This is a genomic window from Streptomyces sp. NPDC012827 (assembly GCF_042900905.1).
In the GTDB taxonomy this organism is placed as follows: Bacteria; Actinomycetota; Actinomycetes; order Streptomycetales; family Streptomycetaceae; genus Streptomyces; species Streptomyces gulbargensis.
This window is the reverse complement of sequence record NZ_JBIBBY010000003.1, coordinates 240,044-256,978: the sequence shown is the minus strand read 5'-3', so window position 1 is coordinate 256,978 and position 16,935 is coordinate 240,044. Positions and strand designations below refer to the sequence as shown.

General features: G+C 70.0%; 14 protein-coding genes and 2 tRNA genes. 13 read left to right on the top strand and 3 right to left on the bottom strand.

All coding sequences use genetic code 11. The features are described 5' to 3' along the window. Positions 1–40: 40 nt before the first annotated feature. Complete coding sequence (locus ACFY60_RS07730; protein WP_388608686.1) at positions 41–1,168, top strand: PP2C family protein-serine/threonine phosphatase; 1,128 nt, start codon at positions 41–43, stop codon at positions 1,166–1,168. Here ACFY60_RS07730 and ACFY60_RS07725 read toward each other — a convergent pair. Beyond that, on the bottom strand, positions 1,125–2,240 hold the full coding sequence (locus ACFY60_RS07725) for an acyltransferase family protein (protein WP_388608684.1): 1,116 nt from the start codon (positions 2,238–2,240) through the stop codon (positions 1,125–1,127). The two genes, ACFY60_RS07730 and ACFY60_RS07725, sit on opposite strands and share 44 nt — an antisense overlap. Before the next feature lie 344 nt (positions 2,241–2,584). Between ACFY60_RS07725 and ACFY60_RS07720 the strand changes: the two genes are divergently transcribed. Then, complete coding sequence (locus ACFY60_RS07720; RefSeq protein WP_388608682.1) at positions 2,585–2,779, top strand: hypothetical protein; 195 nt, start codon at positions 2,585–2,587, stop codon at positions 2,777–2,779. A gap of 352 nt (positions 2,780–3,131) precedes the next feature. On the opposite strand, the gene ACFY60_RS07715 is transcribed toward ACFY60_RS07720, so the two are convergent. Beyond that, positions 3,132–3,205: transfer RNA gene (locus ACFY60_RS07715), tRNA-Gly, on the bottom strand. Positions 3,206–3,340: 135 nt separating this feature from the next. Here ACFY60_RS07715 and ACFY60_RS07710 point away from each other — a divergent pair. The 5 genes from ACFY60_RS07710 to clpX all read left to right on the top strand — a co-directional run bounded on the left by ACFY60_RS07710 (position 3,341) and on the right by clpX (position 8,019). Next, positions 3,341–3,417: transfer RNA gene (locus ACFY60_RS07710), tRNA-Pro, on the top strand. A gap of 172 nt (positions 3,418–3,589) precedes the next feature. After that, positions 3,590–4,963 carry a trigger factor gene (gene tig / locus ACFY60_RS07705; RefSeq protein ID WP_388608680.1) on the top strand — a complete coding sequence of 458 codons (1,374 nt, stop codon included), beginning with the start codon at positions 3,590–3,592 and terminating at the stop codon, positions 4,961–4,963. 252 nt (positions 4,964–5,215) lie between these two features. Next, the gene (locus ACFY60_RS07700; protein WP_388608677.1) at positions 5,216–5,833 is read left to right on the top strand and encodes an ATP-dependent Clp protease proteolytic subunit; all 618 of its coding nucleotides are present in this window, start codon (positions 5,216–5,218) and stop codon (positions 5,831–5,833) included. Between the two features lie 62 nt (positions 5,834–5,895). Continuing rightward, positions 5,896–6,558, top strand: coding sequence for an ATP-dependent Clp protease proteolytic subunit (locus ACFY60_RS07695; RefSeq protein WP_345281335.1), 663 nt, complete (start codon positions 5,896–5,898; stop codon positions 6,556–6,558). Positions 6,559–6,735: 177 nt separating this feature from the next. Continuing rightward, the gene (clpX, locus tag ACFY60_RS07690) at positions 6,736–8,019 is read left to right on the top strand and encodes an ATP-dependent Clp protease ATP-binding subunit ClpX (RefSeq protein ID WP_030494070.1); all 1,284 of its coding nucleotides are present in this window, start codon (positions 6,736–6,738) and stop codon (positions 8,017–8,019) included. Positions 8,020–8,098: 79 nt separating this feature from the next. Here clpX and ACFY60_RS07685 read toward each other — a convergent pair whose 3' ends face one another. Continuing rightward, positions 8,099–9,076, bottom strand: a complete 978-nt coding sequence (locus ACFY60_RS07685) for a hypothetical protein (protein ID WP_388608675.1) — start codon at positions 9,074–9,076, stop codon at positions 8,099–8,101. 139 nt (positions 9,077–9,215) lie between these two features. Here ACFY60_RS07685 and ACFY60_RS07680 point away from each other — a divergent pair, with 139 nt between their 5' ends. The 6 genes from ACFY60_RS07680 (at position 9,216) to ACFY60_RS07655 (ending at position 16,829) form a co-directional block, all read left to right on the top strand. Next, complete coding sequence (locus ACFY60_RS07680) at positions 9,216–11,843, top strand: valine--tRNA ligase (RefSeq protein WP_388608673.1); 2,628 nt, start codon at positions 9,216–9,218, stop codon at positions 11,841–11,843. Between the two features lie 140 nt (positions 11,844–11,983). Then, positions 11,984–13,117, top strand: a complete 1,134-nt coding sequence (locus tag ACFY60_RS07675) for a sensor histidine kinase (RefSeq protein WP_388608671.1) — start codon at positions 11,984–11,986, stop codon at positions 13,115–13,117. Between the two features lie 90 nt (positions 13,118–13,207). Continuing rightward, on the top strand, positions 13,208–14,731 hold the full coding sequence (locus ACFY60_RS07670) for a bifunctional folylpolyglutamate synthase/dihydrofolate synthase (RefSeq protein WP_388608669.1): 1,524 nt from the start codon (positions 13,208–13,210) through the stop codon (positions 14,729–14,731). 5 nt (positions 14,732–14,736) lie between these two features. Further along, positions 14,737–15,105: a DUF4233 domain-containing protein gene (locus ACFY60_RS07665; RefSeq protein ID WP_309054746.1), complete on the top strand. Its 369-nt coding sequence runs from the start codon at positions 14,737–14,739 to the stop codon at positions 15,103–15,105. A 67-nt stretch (positions 15,106–15,172) separates the two neighbouring features. Further along, positions 15,173–15,586, top strand: a complete 414-nt coding sequence (ndk, locus tag ACFY60_RS07660) for a nucleoside-diphosphate kinase (protein WP_309054747.1) — start codon at positions 15,173–15,175, stop codon at positions 15,584–15,586. Between the two features lie 223 nt (positions 15,587–15,809). Continuing rightward, complete coding sequence (locus ACFY60_RS07655) at positions 15,810–16,829, top strand: rod shape-determining protein (RefSeq protein ID WP_309050388.1); 1,020 nt, start codon at positions 15,810–15,812, stop codon at positions 16,827–16,829. The last annotated feature ends 106 nt before the right edge of the window (positions 16,830–16,935 follow it).

The following is a 16,935-nucleotide window of genomic DNA, read 5'->3' as shown; positions in this document are numbered from 1 at the left end:
GGGTGGATAGGGTCACTGGCCAATGGGACACCGCGCGGGAATGCACACGTACGCGGCCCGGCTGCGCAGGCGCGCCCGCCGGGCCCGCACCGCCCTGCGCAAATCGGGGGTCGACTACTTCCGCGGCGACGGCTCCGACCGGCTCGCTCTCGCCGGCCTGCTCCTGACGATCCCGGCCCTCGCCGCCGGAACCCTGGTCAACCCCGTCTGGTGCGCTCCCCCCGTCCTCGTCCTGCCCATCGTGGCCGGCGGGCTGCTGCTGCGCCCCGCCAGCCTCCTCGGCCTGTACGCGGCGGCCGCCTGCGCGCTCATCGTCGAGTCCTTCGCCCTCGGCCCGTACACCCAGGGTCCGGCCAGGGTCACCCCCGGCACCGTGCTCGTCGTGGCGGCCTGCGGGCTCTTCGGGCTGCTCATCGCCCAGTTCCGGGCCCGGGTCGGCGTGCCCTGGCGGCGCGGCGGCACCATGCTGTTCGACCTGCGCGAACGCATCCGCGTCCAGAGCGCCCTGCCCCGCCTCCCGCAGGGCTGGCACCGGGAGATGGCACTGCGCCCGGCCGGCGGCCAGTCGTTCTCCGGCGACTTCGTGGTCGCGGCCCGCACGCACGGCGGCCGCACCCTGGAGGTCGTCCTCACCGACGTCTCCGGCAAGGGGATGGACGCCGCCTCCCGCTCCCTGCTGCTCTCCGGCGCCTTCGGCGGCCTGCTCGGCTCACTGCCGCCGCACGGCTTCCTGCCCGCGGCCAACGGTTACCTGCTGCGGCAGAACTGGGACGAGGGCTTCGCCACCTCCATCCACCTCGTCCTCGACCTCGACTCCGGCGACTACGAGCTGTTCTCCGCCGGCCACCTGCCCGCGCTCCAGCTCCACGCCGGCACCGGGCGCTGGGAGGAGAAGGCCGCGGAAGGCCCCCTCCTCGGCGTGTACGACGGGGCCGAGTTCCATCCGGTCAAGGGCTCCCTGCGCCCCGGCGACGTCCTCATGCTGTTCACCGACGGGCTGGTCGAGGCCTCCGACCGGGACATCGCCGAGGGCATCGACCGCCTCACCGGGGAGGCGGACCGCTGCGTCACCGAGGGCTTCCAGGGCGTCGCCTGGCACCTCATCGAGGCCGTCGCCAAGGACGTCAACGACGACCGGGCTCTGCTCCTGCTTTCCCGTCGCGCCTGAACGCCCACGCCATGTCCGGTTCCGTGACCGGCTTCATGATCTTCCGTACGACCGGGGTGCACAGCAGCGTCATCACCGCGAGCATCGCCACCGTGATGCCCACCCGGCCCGCCGGGGTCTGCAGCCAGTCGAGCTTGTCGTAGAAGCCGGTGTAGAGGCCGGTACGGATCGGGAAGCCGTGCAGCAGGTAGCCGCAGATGGTGCCCGCGCCGAGGACGGTGAACCAGCGGTTGCTGCCCGGCACGAGCGACAGGAAGGCGGCCGTCAGGAGCAGGGTCAGCAGGAAGAGGACACCGGCCCAGAACAGGCCCGGCAGCACCTCCATGTTCATCTCCTGCACGCTGCGCGACCGGTAGATCCAGTTCAGCGGGACGCGGTCGGTGACGCGGTAGGTGACGATCAGCGTCACGGCGAGCACCACCACGGACGCCACCCGGACCGGCGTCCGGCGCAGCATGTGGAAGTGCTCCGCCTTCATGCGCAGGCCGATCACGAAGAACGGCAGGAACTGCAGGACCCGGGGCAGGTCGAAGGCGCCGCCGAGACCGGGGGTGACGACGGCGAGGGCCGCGATGCCGACGGAGATCGCCACCGGCCAGCGGACCACCGACCAGAAGGGCGCCGTCACGCGCCAGAAGAACAGCGCCAGCAGGAACCACATCAGGTACGAGGGGTGGAGCAGGCTGAACGGCCGGTTCGGCTCGGTGCCCCACCGCATCAGCAGCGTGTACGCGGTCTCGAAGACCACGTACGGCAGGGCGACACCGGTCAGCAGGCGCTTGAGCTGGTCGGGCCGGCCCGTGTAACTCCGCGACAGGTAGCCCGATATGAGGACGAACACCGGCATGTGGAACACGTATATCCACATGTACAGGGTGCGGGTGGCCTGGCTGCCCGCGAGCACCACGGGCAGGATGTGGCCGACGGCCACGAGCAGGATGGCCAGGTACTTCGCGTTGTCGAAGTACGGGTCGCGCACGGAGGGGCGGGGGGCGCGCGCCTCGGGGAGGGGGGCCGTCGCGGATGACGGCGAGACCGTGGCGCCGGGGCCACTCTGAGCGGTGAACGACATTGCGGTGACGTTAGTTGTGCACCCTCTGTCCCGAAACCATGAGGTGCCGGGGGCTTTTGTCCGGACACATCACCCCGAAAGGGGTGGCATGGCGGGGAGAGAACCCCTCGAACCGGGGCAATTCGAGCAGGGTTGTACGCCTGTGTGATTTCTCTCTATCTTCTTTGCCCTCCGTACCCCTCCCGTGCCCCGCGCGTCCGCCCTGCGTCCTCCTCCCGTTCGCGAGGGTTCGTCACCGTCCGGTGAGGGCAAGCAGGTTGGTGGCACCATGGGAACAACGGGGGGTGTATTCGGACACGTACCCCCCGGTGGACAAGGCGGAACCGACCGAGGGTGTGATCAGTGTGGCCATTTCGCTGTCCGTGGTGCTGCTGTTGGCAGTCATTCTGGTGGTGTTGATCCGCGGCGGAAACCTCAAGGGCGGCCCGGCCGTCGTCGCCGTCCTCTTCGGCTTCTTCCTCGCCTCCACGGGCATGGCCGACGACATCCAGCGCTTCCTGGACTCGATCACGTCGACCATCGGCTCCATAAAGTTCTGACCCACCGCACGGAAGCGGGCCCCACCGATCCCGGCGGGGCCCGCGCCCGTTCCCGGGACCAGAAGAGCCGCAGACCCGCCGGCACGCCACCGACGGCCACCGCACCGCCCGGCACCCCGCCGCTCCCGACCACCCGCACGGCGAGCCGCCCGAACCGGCCGGCCGTCACCAGGTCGACCACCCCGATGACGAAGGTCGTCGTCGCCGAGCCGTCCGCCCCGACCGGGATCCGCCGCTCGGATGCGTCTCACCGTCCCGGCGACGCCCGCGGTGGCGGAACCGCACCTCGGACACCGCCGGACCGGAAAACGCCCACGGCCCGGAACGCGGAAGCGTCCGGGCCGTGGGACCGTGGAGCGGGCGACGGGAATCGAACCCGCGTAGCTAGTTTGGAAGACTAGGGCTCTACCATTGAGCTACGCCCGCACAGGGATGCGCCGCCGGTCGTCGTCCGACCGCGGCACGGACAGCATGGTAGCCGGTCCGGGGCGGTGCGCGCACACCTCGTAAAAGAGGGGGCGCCGCAGCGTCCCCGTGCATGTACCCTACGTGTCGCACCGACGGGGTGTGGCGCAGCTTGGTAGCGCGTCCGCTTTGGGAGCGGAAGGCCGTGGGTTCAAATCCCGCCACCCCGACCATGACGATCACGCCGCTCGGCGCACACCTTCTTGATCACGTTGTGGGGGCCCTCCCGCTTGCGGTTACTATGCAAGCTGCGTGCCCGTGTGTCTCTCTGACCGGGCCGATCGGCCGGAACCGCCCCGTGCGGCGCCGGCAGCATCCAGGAATCAGCCACAAGGAGACCGAACCGTGAAGAGCGCCGTGGAGACCCTGAACCCGACCCGGGTTCGGCTCACTGTCGAGGTGCCCTTCGAGGAGCTCAAGGACAGCCTCGACGCGGCGTACAAGAAGATCAACCAGCAGGTCACGGTCAAGGGCTTCCGCAAGGGCAAGATCCCGGCTCGCGTGATCGACCAGCGCTTCGGCCGGGGCGCCGTGCTGGAGGAGGCCGTCAACGACGCGCTTCCGAAGTTCTACAGCGAGGCCGTGAACGAGGCCGAGGTCAACCCGCTGGGCCAGCCCGAGGTCGACATCACCGAGCTGAAGGACGGCGAGCTGCTGGCCTTCACCGCCGAGGTGGACGTCCGCCCGGCCCTCGAGATCCCGGACTACTCCGGCATCGAGGTCACCGTCGACGCCGTCGAGGTCACCGACGAGGACGTCGAGAAGTCCGTGGAGCAGCTCCGCGAGCGCTTCGCCTCGACCTCCCCGGTCGAGCGCGCCGCCCAGGACGGCGACGTCGTCACCATCGACCTCGAGGCCAAGGTCGACGGCGAGGTCCTGCCCGACGGTGTCGCCGAGGGCGTCTCGTACACCATCGGTTCCGGCGAGCTGCTCGACGGCATCGACGAGGCCGTCAAGGGCCTGGAGGCCGGCGGCGAGGCCACCTTCACCTCGCAGCTGAAGGGCGGCTCCGCCGAGGGCAAGGACGCCGAGGTCACCGTCAAGGTCACCGCCGTCGCCGCCCGTGAGCTCCCCGAGCTCGACGACGACTTCGCGCAGATGGCGTCCGAGTTCGACACCCTCGAGGAGCTCAAGGCGGACAGCCGCAAGCGCCTCGAGAACATGAAGCAGTTCGACCAGGCCACCCAGGCCCAGGAGCGCGTCCTGGACGAGCTCCTCAAGCTGGTCGAGGTCCCGATGCCCGAGAAGCTTCTCGAGGACGAGATCAACACCCGCAAGCACAACCTGGAGCACCACCAGCTCGGCCAGATGGGCCTCACCTTCGAGAAGTACCTGGAGATCCAGGGCAAGACCGAGGAGGAGTTCCTGGCCGAGACCAAGGAGCAGGCGGAGAAGGGCATCAAGACGCAGTTCATCCTCGATGAGCTCGTCAACAAGGAGAAGCTCGACGTCTCCCGCGAGGAGCTCACCGAGCACCTGTTCCGCCGTGCCGCCTCCTCCGGCATGAGCCCCGACCAGTTCGCCCAGGCCGTGGCCCAGGGCGGCCAGGTGCCGATGCTCGTCGGCGAGGTCGCCCGCGGCAAGGCCCTCGCGGTCGTCGTCGAGGCCGCCAAGGTCGTCGACACCAACGGCGAGGTCGTGGACCTCTCCGACGACGAGGACGAGACCGAGACCACCGAGGCCGCCGCCGGCGAGGCCGAGGTCTCCGAGGAGAAGTAAGGCGCACCGGACGGCCCAGCGCCGCCCGCCGAACTCCCTGCCACGGGCCCGGACGCACATGAGTGCGGCCGGGCCCGTGGACGTCCCGGGACCCCTCGCGCACCCCCAACTACCTTGCGCTCCCAGCGAACAGTTCGGGAACCGGGATGGCGTTGTCCTACCTGCGCGTTAGGGTCCATGAATACGGGGGCACTGCCCTCAGAACGAGACGCTGAGACGGCCCGGGGCCGTCGGAGACGAGCAGGTGGATACGTGACGAATCTGAAGCCTTACGCCGCGGGTGAGCCGTCCATCGGTGGCGGCCTCGGCGACCATGTCTACAACCGGCTGCTCGGCGAGCGCATCATCTTCCTCGGCCAGCAGGTCGACGACGAGATCGCCAACAAGATCACCGCGCAGATGCTGCTCCTGGCCGCCGACCCGGAGAAGGACATCTACCTCTACATCAACAGCCCCGGCGGCTCGGTGACGGCCGGCATGGCGATCTACGACACCATGCAGTACATCCCGAACGACGTGGTGACCATCGGTATGGGCATGGCGGCCTCCATGGGCCAGTTCCTGCTCACCGGCGGTACGGCCGGCAAGCGCTTCGCCCTGCCGAACACCGACATCCTGATGCACCAGGGCTCCGCCGGCATCGGCGGTACCGCCTCGGACATCAAGATCCAGGCCGAGTACCTCCTGCGCACCAAGAGGCGCATGGCCGAGATCACCGCGCGCCACTCCGGCCAGACCGTCGAGGCGATCATCCGCGACGGTGACCGCGACCGCTGGTTCACGGCGGACGAGGCCAAGGAGTACGGCCTCATCGACGAGATCATCTCCGCCGCTTCGGGCGTTCCGGGCGGTGGCGGTACGGGCGCCTGAGTCCCGCCCGCCCGCTCAACAGCCCCAGCCCACCGAACGCCACCAGGACGGTGAACACCCAGATGCAGAACAACCTCTCCGCGAGCGGCCTCTACACCGGCGCTCCGATGGACAACCGCTACGTCGTCCCGCGCTTCGTCGAGCGCACCTCGCAGGGCGTCCGCGAGTACGACCCCTACGCGAAGCTGTTCGAGGAGCGCGTGATCTTCCTCGGCGTGCAGATCGACGACGCCTCCGCCAACGACGTCATGGCGCAGCTGCTGTGCCTGGAGTCGATGGACCCGGACCGTGACATCTCGATCTACATCAACAGCCCCGGTGGCTCCTTCACCGCGCTGACGGCCATCTACGACACGATGCAGTTCGTGAAGCCCGACATCCAGACGGTCTGCATGGGCCAGGCGGCCTCCGCCGCGGCCGTGCTGCTCGCCGCCGGCACCCCCGGCAAGCGGATGGCCCTGCCGAACGCCCGCGTGCTCATCCACCAGCCCTCGGGCGGCACCGGCCGTGAGCAGCTCTCCGACCTGGAGATCGCGGCCAACGAGATCCTGCGGATGCGCAGCCAGCTCGAAGAGATGCTGGCCAAGCACTCCTCGACCCCGATCGAGAAGATCCGCGACGACATCGAGCGCGACAAGATCCTGACGGCCGAGGACGCCCTCGCCTACGGTCTCGTCGACCAGATCGTCTCGACCCGCAAGAGCACGGCCGCCTCGGCAGCCTGACGCTCGACGTTCCCTGGAGCACGGTCCGCACGGCCCGCATCGGCGCACGTGGCCGAATCGCGACCATGTGAACCGTGCCAAGGGGGGCCCGAACGGGGGGCCCGGCAAGGTACCGTCGAATATGAGGCACCAGGAGTCGCTGAACCAAGCGCTCCCAGGCGATAGGGGAAGCACCTCGTGGCACGCATCGGTGATGGCGGCGACCTGCTCAAGTGCTCGTTCTGCGGAAAGAGCCAGAAGCAGGTGAAGAAGCTCATCGCAGGACCCGGTGTGTACATCTGCGACGAGTGCATCGACCTCTGCAACGAGATCATCGAGGAAGAACTCGCCGAGACGAGCGAGGTGCGGTGGGAGGAACTCCCCAAGCCCCGCGAGATCTACGAGTTCCTCGAGGGCTACGTCGTCGGGCAGGAGCCCGCGAAGAAGGCCCTCTCGGTCGCGGTGTACAACCACTACAAGCGCGTCCAGGCCGGCGAGAACGGCGGCGCGCAGGGCCGTGACGACGCCATCGAGCTGGCGAAGTCCAACATTCTGCTGCTCGGCCCCACCGGCTCCGGCAAGACGCTGCTCGCGCAGACCCTGGCCCGGATGCTGAACGTCCCGTTCGCCATCGCCGACGCGACGGCGCTGACGGAGGCCGGCTACGTCGGCGAGGACGTCGAGAACATCCTGCTCAAGCTGATCCAGGCGGCCGACTACGACGTCAAGAAGGCCGAGACCGGGATCATCTACATCGACGAGATCGACAAGGTCGCCCGTAAGAGCGAAAACCCGTCGATCACGCGTGACGTCTCCGGTGAGGGCGTGCAGCAGGCCCTGCTGAAGATCCTGGAGGGCACCACCGCCTCCGTCCCGCCGCAGGGCGGCCGGAAGCACCCGCACCAGGAGTTCATCCAGATCGACACGACGAACGTCCTGTTCATCGTGGGCGGTGCCTTCGCCGGCCTGGAGAAGATCATCGAGTCCCGCGCCGGCGCGAAGGGCATCGGCTTCGGGGCGACCATCCGCTCCAAGCGCGAGATCGAGGCGAGCGACCAGTTCCAGGAGGTCATGCCGGAGGACCTGGTGAAGTTCGGGATGATCCCCGAGTTCATCGGCCGCCTCCCGGTCATCACCTCGGTCCACAACCTCGACCGCGAGGCCCTCCTCAAGATCCTCGTCGAGCCCCGCAACGCGCTGGTCAAGCAGTACCAGCGCCTCTTCGAACTCGACGGCGTGGAGCTGGACTTCGACCGCCCCGCCCTGGAGGCCATCGCCGACCAGGCCATCCTCCGCGGCACGGGCGCGCGCGGCCTGCGCGCCATCATGGAGGAGGTCCTCCAGTCGGTGATGTACGAGGTCCCGTCCCGCAAGGACGTGGCCCGCGTGGTCATCACGGCGGACGTGGTGCGGAACAACGTCAACCCGACGCTGGTGCCGCGGATCGTGAAGAACGACGGCAGGCACGAGAAGTCGGCCTGACGGTCGCACCGGACGACGCGAGGGGGTCCCGCCGGAAGGCGGGACCCCCTCTGCCGTGCCGTCAGACCCGGCGGGCCGGTCAGACCTTGGACCGCGAGGTGCTGTACAGCTTCGCCGCGAGGTCCGCGACCTCCGCCTGCGGGACGGGCTGCCCCGCCCCCGTGATCTGCGTCATGCTGATCAGGTTCACGCCGGCGATCGTGCTGTAGTCGGCCCAGACACAGATCGGGACCTCGAACGACTTGGCCGCCAGGCCGGAGGACGACGCCTTGGGCGTGAGCTTCGCGTTCTGGCACTTCATGAGGGCGCCCGAGAAGCCGCTGGGCGTCACCTCGGTCGGGCTGCCCACCAGCTCGGCCTTCATCTCGTCGTCGTCGCCGCTGCCTTCCTTCATCTTCTGGAAGTAGCCGTCGATCGCCTTCTCGGGGTCGGAGATCTCGCCCCACATCCCGTTCAGGGTCAGCACGTTGCCCGTGGGGAGCTGTCCGCTGGCGGGCGTGCTGTTGCCGTACGAGGCGGAGGCCTTCTGCGGGTTCTTGATCCCCAGGTACTGCTCGGCCGAGGCCTTGTCGTCGGCGGACATCTCGGCGGAGGACCCCTTGGATTCCTGCTTCTTGTACTCACCCACCGCCGCCGCCGGGGTGATCTTGAAGCCCTTCGTGTCGTCGGCCACCGCCCCGTTCCCGCCGGTGGCGCCGAACAGGAAGTACGCCCCCACGCCCAGCGCCGCGACCACCGCGACCGCGCCTATGACGAGGCCCGTCTTCGACTTCTTCGGGGCCGGCGGGGGCGGGGGGAAGGCGCCGGGGTGCTGGGGGGCGCCGTAGGGGGGCTGCTGGGGGTACTGGCCCGGCTGCTGGTAGCCGCCGCCGTACGGCTGCTGCGGGGGGACGCCCTGCGGGGCCTGCTGCGGGTAGCCGTAACCGGGCTGCGGCGCCTGCGGGGGCTGACCGTAGGGCCCCGGCTGCTGCGGCTGCTGGCCGTACGGGCCGGGCTGGCCGTAAGGACCGGGCTGCTGCGGCTGCTGGCCGTACGGCCCCGGCTGGTTGAAGCTCATCGACAGGTTCCCCTCACAGGATGTTTATGCGTAGCGGACATCCTCGCGGAAGCCGGCCGCCGGGAGGGAGCCGGGGCCCCACACCGTTACCGAACAATCGAGTTTCGGGGCACCGGCACCGCACCCCTAAACTGGGCCCGTGACCGAGAACACTCAGCAGCACACAGCGCCCACCACCGAACTGCCGACCCAGTACGCGCCGGCCGAGGTAGAGGGGGCGCTGTACGAGCGCTGGGTGGAGCGCGGGTACTTCGAGGCGGACGAGAAGAGTGACAAGCCGCCCTACACCATCGTCATCCCGCCGCCCAACGTCACCGGTTCCCTGCACCTGGGCCACGCCTTCGAGCACACGCTGATCGACGCCCTGACCCGCCGCAAGCGCATGCAGGGCTACGAGACGCTGTGGCAGCCCGGCATGGACCACGCCGGCATCGCCACGCAGAACGTCGTCGAGCGCGAACTCGCCAAGGAGGGCAAGTCCCGCCACGACCTCGGCCGCGAGGCCTTCGTCGAGCGCGTCTGGCAGTGGAAGGCCGAGTCCGGTGGCCAGATCTCCGGCCAGATGCGCCGGCTCGGCGACGGTGTCGCCTGGTCGCGTGAGCGCTTCACCATGGACGAAGGCCTCTCGCAGGCCGTCCAGACCATCTTCAAGAAGCTCTACGACGACGAGCTGATCTACCGCGCCGAGCGCATCATCAACTGGTGCCCGCGCTGCCTCACCGCGATCTCGGACATCGAGGTCGAGTACCAGGACGACGACGGCGAGCTCGTCTCCATCCGGTACGGCTCCGGGGACGCGGAGATCGTCGTCGCCACCACCCGCGCCGAGACGATGCTCGGTGACACCGCCGTCGCCGTCCACCCCGACGACGAGCGCTACAAGCACCTCATCGGCACCGAGATCGAGCTGCCGCTGACCGGCCGCCGCATCCCGGTCGTCGCCGACGAGCACGTCGACCCCGAGTTCGGCACCGGTGCCGTCAAGGTGACCCCGGCCCACGACCCGAACGACTTCGAGATCGGCCAGCGCCACGACCTGCCGTCGATCGCCGTCATGGACGAGCGCGCGGTCATCACCGCCCACGGCCCCTTCGAGGGCCTGGACCGCCTGGAGGCCCGCTCCGCCATCGTCGCCGCCCTGCGCGCCGAGGGCCGGATCGTGGCCGAGAAGCGGCCGTACGTCCACTCCGTCGGCCACTGCTCGCGCTGCAAGACCACCATCGAGCCGCGCCTGTCGATGCAGTGGTGGGTCAAGGTCGGCCCGCTCGCCAAGGCCGCCGGTGACGCGGTCCGCGACGGCAAGGTCAAGATCCACCCGCAGGAGATGGAGAAGCGGTACTTCGACTGGGTCGACAACCTGCACGACTGGTGCATCTCGCGCCAGCTGTGGTGGGGCCACCGCATCCCGGTCTGGTACGGCCCGAACGGCGAGGTCGTCTGCGTCGGACCCGACGAGCAGCCGCCCGGCACCGAGGCCGAGGGCTGGAAGCAGGACTCCGACGTCCTCGACACCTGGTTCTCCTCGGGCCTGTGGCCCTTCTCCACGCTGGGCTGGCCCGAGCGGACCGAGAGCCTCGCGAAGTTCTACCCGAACTCCGTCCTCGTCACCGGCTACGACATCCTCTTCTTCTGGGTCGCCCGGATGATGATGTTCGGTCTGTACGCGATGGACGGCACCCCGCCGTTCCACACCATCGCCCTGCACGGCATGGTCCGTGACCAGAACGGCAAGAAGATGTCGAAGTCCTTCGGCAACGTGGTCAACCCGCTGGACTGGATGGACGAGTACGGCTCCGACGCCGTCCGTTTCACCCTGGCCGGTGGCGCCAACCCGGGCGTCGACGTGCCCATCGGCGAGGACTGGGTCAAGGCCTCCCGCAACTTCGCCAACAAGATCTGGAACGCGACCCGCTTCGCGCTCATGAACGGCGCCACGATCGAGGGGGACCTGCCCCCGGTCGAGCAGCTGTCCGCGACCGACCGGTGGATCCTGTCCCGTCTCAACAAGACGGTCGCCCAGGTCGACGCGTACTACGAGGACTACCAGTTCGCCAAGCTCAGCGACGCCCTCTACCACTTCGCGTGGGACGAGGTCTTCGACTGGTACGTCGAGCTGTCGAAGACGACGTTCTTCGCCGGCGGCGAGCAGGCCAAGGTCTCCGGCCGGGTCCTCGGCGAGGTCCTCGACGTCATGCTGCGTCTGCTGCACCCGATCGTCCCGTTCGTCACCGAGGCCCTGTGGACCACGCTCACCGGTCGTGAGTCCGTCGTCATCGCGGACTGGCCGCAGGACTCGGGCTTCCGCGACGAGGCGGCCGAGGCCGAGATCGTGAACCTGCAGCAGGTCGTCACGGAGGTCCGCCGCTTCCGCGCCGACCAGGGCCTCCAGCCCGGCCAGAAGGTCCCCGCCCGCCTCGAGCTCGACGGCACCGCGCTCGCCCCGCACGAGGCCGCCATCCGGCAGCTGCTGCGGCTCCAGCCGGAGGGGGAGGGCTTCTCCGCCACCGCCTCCCTGCCGGTCGCCGGGGCCACGGTCTCCCTCGACCTGTCGGGCACGATCGACGTGGCCGCGGAGCGCAAGCGCCTCGCGAAGGACCTGGCCGCCGCCGAGAAGGAGAAGGCCCAGGCCGAGGGCAAGCTCGGCAACGAGGCCTTCCTCGCCAAGGCCCCGGACAACGTGGTCGACAAGATCCGCACCCGCCTCGCCAAGGCGGAGGAGGACATCGCCCGCCTCCAGGCGCAGCTGGAGCGGCTGCCGCAGGCGTAGCGGCGCCGGACGCCGACGGGAGGGGCCCGGGACCGGAATCGGTTCCGGGCCCCTCCCGTTTGTACCGGAGTGGGTGACCTCACACGACTTGTGACGAAAGTCCGCCGGGCCGGGCCGAAGGACCCTGGATGATGGACGGCATGGACCGCATCCCCGCCCTCCGCGCGCTGCGCCGCCGCGTGGACCGGTGGGCGGGGCAGCCCCGGGCCATGGACGTCGTCGCCGCGTGCAGCGCCTTCGGCCTGATGCTCCTGGACGTGCCCGGGCTCGCCCGGGCCGACAATTCCCTCACCGGCGTCACCGCGAGCCTGGTCCTCGCGGCCGGCGCCGCCACCCTGGCCCTGCGGCGCAGGGCGCCCTGGGTGCCGCTGCTCGTGGCGCTCGGCCTGATGGGCTGGCTGCACGAGCTGACCATGGTCCAGTTCGCCCTGTACTCCCTCGGCCGCTTCCGGGGCCGCCGGGCCGCCGTGCTCGCCACCCTGCTCTACGTCGGCACCGCCTACGCCTACTTCCACCTGCCCGGGTGGCCGGCCCGGCACGGCGCCACCCTGAGCGACTTCCTGAGCCTGGTCGTGCCGATCGGTGTCCTCGCGGCCGGCGTCGGCATCGCCGCGTACCGCCAGGACCTGGTGCGCGCCCTGGAGGCGCAGCGCCGGGAGGCCGCCGCCCGGCAGGCCGTGCAGGAGGAGCGGATCTCCGTCGGCCGGGACGTCCACGACCTGGTCGGCCGCGAGCTGACCGTCCTCGCGGTCCGGGCCGAGGTCCTCGCCGTACGGGCCAGGGGAGAGGCGCACCGGAAGGACTTCGAAGAGCTCGCCGACACGGCCAGGCGCGCCCACCACATGCTCAACGAGACCATCGTGCGGCGTGGCGACGGGACCACCCCCGGCCTGGAGGGGCTCGCCGAGCTGGCCCGGGAGAGCGAGCGGATGGGCAGCCCCGTGGACGTCCGGATCACGGAGGCGGCGAAGGCCCTGTCTCCGCTGCGGCAGACGGCCGTCCACCGGGTGGTGCGGGAGTGCCTGACGAACGCGGCCAAGCACGCGCCCGGCCTCCCCGTGACCGTCACCGTCGCGGTCGACGGCCCCCGGCTGCGCGTCGAGGTGCGCAACCCGCTGCCGAGGAACCCGCCGGAGCGGGCGCCCGTCTCGGCCGGCACGGGCCTGTTCTCGATGGAGGAGCGGGTCGCCAGCATGGGCGGCACGCTCCGGGCCCGCCGCGAGGACGGCGCCTACGTGGTCACGGCGCTGCTGCCGTCGGGCCTGGACCGCTGACCGGGGAGCGCGGTCTCGCCCGCCGTGGTCCGAAAGTCCCGAAAGGGGTGGGTCCACGGTGCTGTCGGCCCCCCTCCGTAGACTGGGGGCGTGAGTGAGCCCCGCGAGCCGATGGACGCGTCGGAAGACGCCCAGCCCGAAGCCTTCGACGAGATCGTCGACGCCGAGACCGACCGTGACCCCGACCTGGCGGTGATCGAGGCCGGGAGCCGCACCCTGCGTGCCCAGGCCGGGCCCCCGCAGGGCGACCCCGTGCCGAGCCGCCCGGAGGACCCGGAGGTGGACCGGGCGCTGCGCGAGGTCGAGACCGAGCTGTCCACCCGCTGGGGCGAGACCAAGCTGGAGCCGTCGGTCACCCGGATCGCGGCCCTGATGGACGTGCTGGGCGAGCCGCAGCGCGCGTACCCGTCGATCCACATCACGGGCACCAACGGCAAGACGTCGACGGCCCGCATGATCGAGGTGCTGCTCGGCGCCTTCGAACTGCGCACCGGGCGGTACACCTCGCCGCACGTGCAGAGCATCACCGAGCGGATCAGCCTGGACGGCGCGCCCATCTCGGCGGAGCGTTTCATCGAGACGTACCAGGACGTCAAGCCGTACGTGGAGATGGTCGACGCCCGCGAGGAGTACCGGCTCTCCTTCTTCGAGGTCCTCACCGGGATGGCGTACGCGGCCTTCGCGGACGCCCCGGTCGACGCGGCGGTCGTCGAGGTCGGCATGGGCGGCACCTGGGACGCGACGAACGTGATCGACGGCTCGGTCGCCGTGGTCACCCCGATCGACCTGGACCACACCGACCGGCTCGGCGGGACGACCGCCGAGATCGCCGGGGAGAAGTCCGGGATCATCAAGCCGGGCGCGACGGTGATCCTCGCCCAGCAGCCGGTGGACGCGGCGCAGGTCCTGCTGAAGAAGGCGGTCGACGCCGACGCCACGGTGGCCCGTGAGGGCATGGAGTTCGGCGTGGTCTCCCGCGAGGTCGCGGTCGGCGGCCAGCTCCTCACCCTGCGCGGCCTCGGCGGCGAGTACGGCGACATCTTCCTGCCGCTGTACGGGGCCCACCAGGCGCACAACGCGGCGGTGGCGCTCGCGGCGGTCGAGGCCTTCTTCGGCATCGGCGCGCAGCACGCCCGGACCCTGGACGTGGACACCGTCCGGCGGGCCTTCGCCCAGGTGGCCTCGCCGGGCCGCCTGGAGGTCGTCCGCTCCTCCCCGACGGTCGTCCTGGACGCCGCCCACAACCCGCACGGGGCGCGGGCGACGGCCGAGGGCATCTCGGAGTCCTTCGGCTTCTCCCGGCTCATCGGCGTGGTCTCGACCAGCGCCGACAAGGACGCCCGCGGGCTCCTGGAGGCCTTCGAGCCGATCTTCGCGGAGGTCGTGATCACGGCCAACTCCAACCCGCGGGCCACCGACGTCGACGCGCTGGCCGCGATCGCCGTCGAGGTCTTCGGCGAGGACCGGGTGGTCGTGGAGCCGCGGCTGCCCGACGCCCTGGAGGCGGCGATCACGCTCGCCGAGGAGGAGGCCGAGTTCGGGGGCGCCGGTGTCCTGGTGACCGGTTCGATCTTCACGGTCGGGGACGCCCGGCTGCTGCTCAAGAGGGGCTGACCCCGATGCGTACGCTCTGTTCCTCGACGCTCATCGGCGAGTTCTTCGTGATCGGTTTCGCCGGTCTCGTCGCGATGAAGGACGCCTCCCTGGAGGTCTCCACGGTCTGGACCGTCTGCGGCGTCGCCATGGTCCTGTCGGTGCTGCTGTGCGGGATGATCACCCGGCCCGGTGGGGTGCAGCTCGGCTGGGCCCTGCAGATCGGTCTGATCCTCAGCGGCTTCTTCGTCCCCGTCATGTTCTTCCTGGGGGCCGGCTTCGCCGCCCTGTGGTGGTGCTCGGTGCACTACGGCCGGAAGGTGGACGAGGTCAAGGCCCGCTGGGCCGCGTCCCAGGCGGCCGCCGAGGGCTCCGCAGGGCCTGACGCTGCGTAATCGACCGGGGTGAGGCCCCTGTAGCCTCGGACCACCCGCACACCGCTTTTCCCGAAGGAGTTCCCCCGTGAGCCAGCGCACGCTCGTCCTGCTCAAGCCCGACGCCGTCCGCCGTGGCCTGATCGGCGAGATCATCGGCCGTATCGAGCGCAAGGCCGGCTGGACCATCGCGGCCCTGGAGCTGCGCGAGCTGGACCAGGAGACGCTGGAGCAGCACTACGGCGAGCACAAGGGCAAGCCGTTCTACGAGCCGCTGATGGGCTTCATGTCCTCCGGTCCCGTCGTCGCGCTCGTCGTCGAGGGCGAGCGGGTCATCGAGGGCGTCCGCCAGCTGGCCGGCCCGACCGACCCGATCGCCGCCGCCCCCGGCTCCATCCGTGGCGACTACGGCACCATCGTCCGGGAGAACCTCATCCACGCCTCCGACTCGGAGGAGTCGGCGCAGCGCGAGCTGAAGATCTTCTTCCCGGGTCTGGTCTGATCCCGAGTTGAGCCGGCGTCAGCCGAACAGCAGCCAAACGTGGGGCGACCGAAGGAATTTCGGTCGCCCCCAGGCATATGAACGTTCATCCCGGGAACGGATCGCCGCGTCCTACCGTCACCTATACAGCAGGTGGACCACCGCGCGGTATCCGCGTGAGCGGCACTACGATGGAAAACTCCACGCCGCACCACCCTCAGCCATGGGAAACAAGGGGAGCTCAATGTCGTTCATCGGCCGTGACATGGCTGTCGACCTCGGGACCGCCAACACGCTGGTGTACGTCAGGGGTCGAGGCATCGTTCTGAACGAGCCGTCCGTCGTCGCGATCAACACCAACACCGGCGGCATTCTCGCGGTCGGTTCCGAGGCGAAGAAAATGATCGGGCGCACCCCCGGCAACATCGTCGCCGTCCGCCCGCTCAAGGACGGCGTGATCGCCGACTTCGAGATCACCGAGCGGATGCTCCGCTACTTCATTCTCAAGATCCACAAGCGCCGCTACCTGGCCCGCCCCCGGGTCGTCGTCTGCGTGCCCTCGGGCATCACCGGCGTGGAGCGCCGCGCCGTCATCGAGGCCTCGACCCAGGCCGGCGCCCGCCAGGTCCACATCATCGAGGAGCCCATGGCGGCGGCCATCGGCTCGGGCCTCCCCGTCCACGAGGCGACCGGCAACATGGTCGTCGACATCGGCGGCGGCACGACCGAGGTCGCGGTCATCTCCCTCGGAGGAATCGTCACGGCACAGTCCATCCGGGTGGCCGGCGACGAGCTGGACAACGCGATCATCCAGCACATCAAGAAGGAGTACTCGCTCCTCCTCGGTGAGCGGACCGCCGAACAGATCAAGATCACCATCGGTTCGGCCTACGACCTCGAACAGGACGAGCACACCGAGATCCGCGGCCGCGACCTGGTCTCCGGCCTGCCGAAGACCGTGGTCATCTCGGCCGCCGAGGTGCGCAAGGCCATCGAGGAGCCGGTCAACGCGATCGTGGACGCCGTGAAGACCACGCTCGACAAGTGCCCGCCGGAGCTGTCCGGTGACGTCATGGACCGCGGCATCGTTCTCACGGGTGGCGGCGCCCTGCTGCGCGGCCTCGACGAGCGTCTGCGCCGCGAGACGGGCATGCCGATCCACATCGCGGAGGACCCGCTGGACTCGGTCGCCCTCGGCTCCGGCAAGTGCGTCGAGGAGTTCGAGGCCCTCCAGCAGGTCCTGGACGCCCAGCCGCGCCGCTGACGCCCGGCCCCGCGCCGTACGCACCCGTACGGCGCAGGGCGCCCGGCACCGTACGAGCGCACCACCCGCACCACCGCACATCTGCACACCGAACCACGAGGAAAGG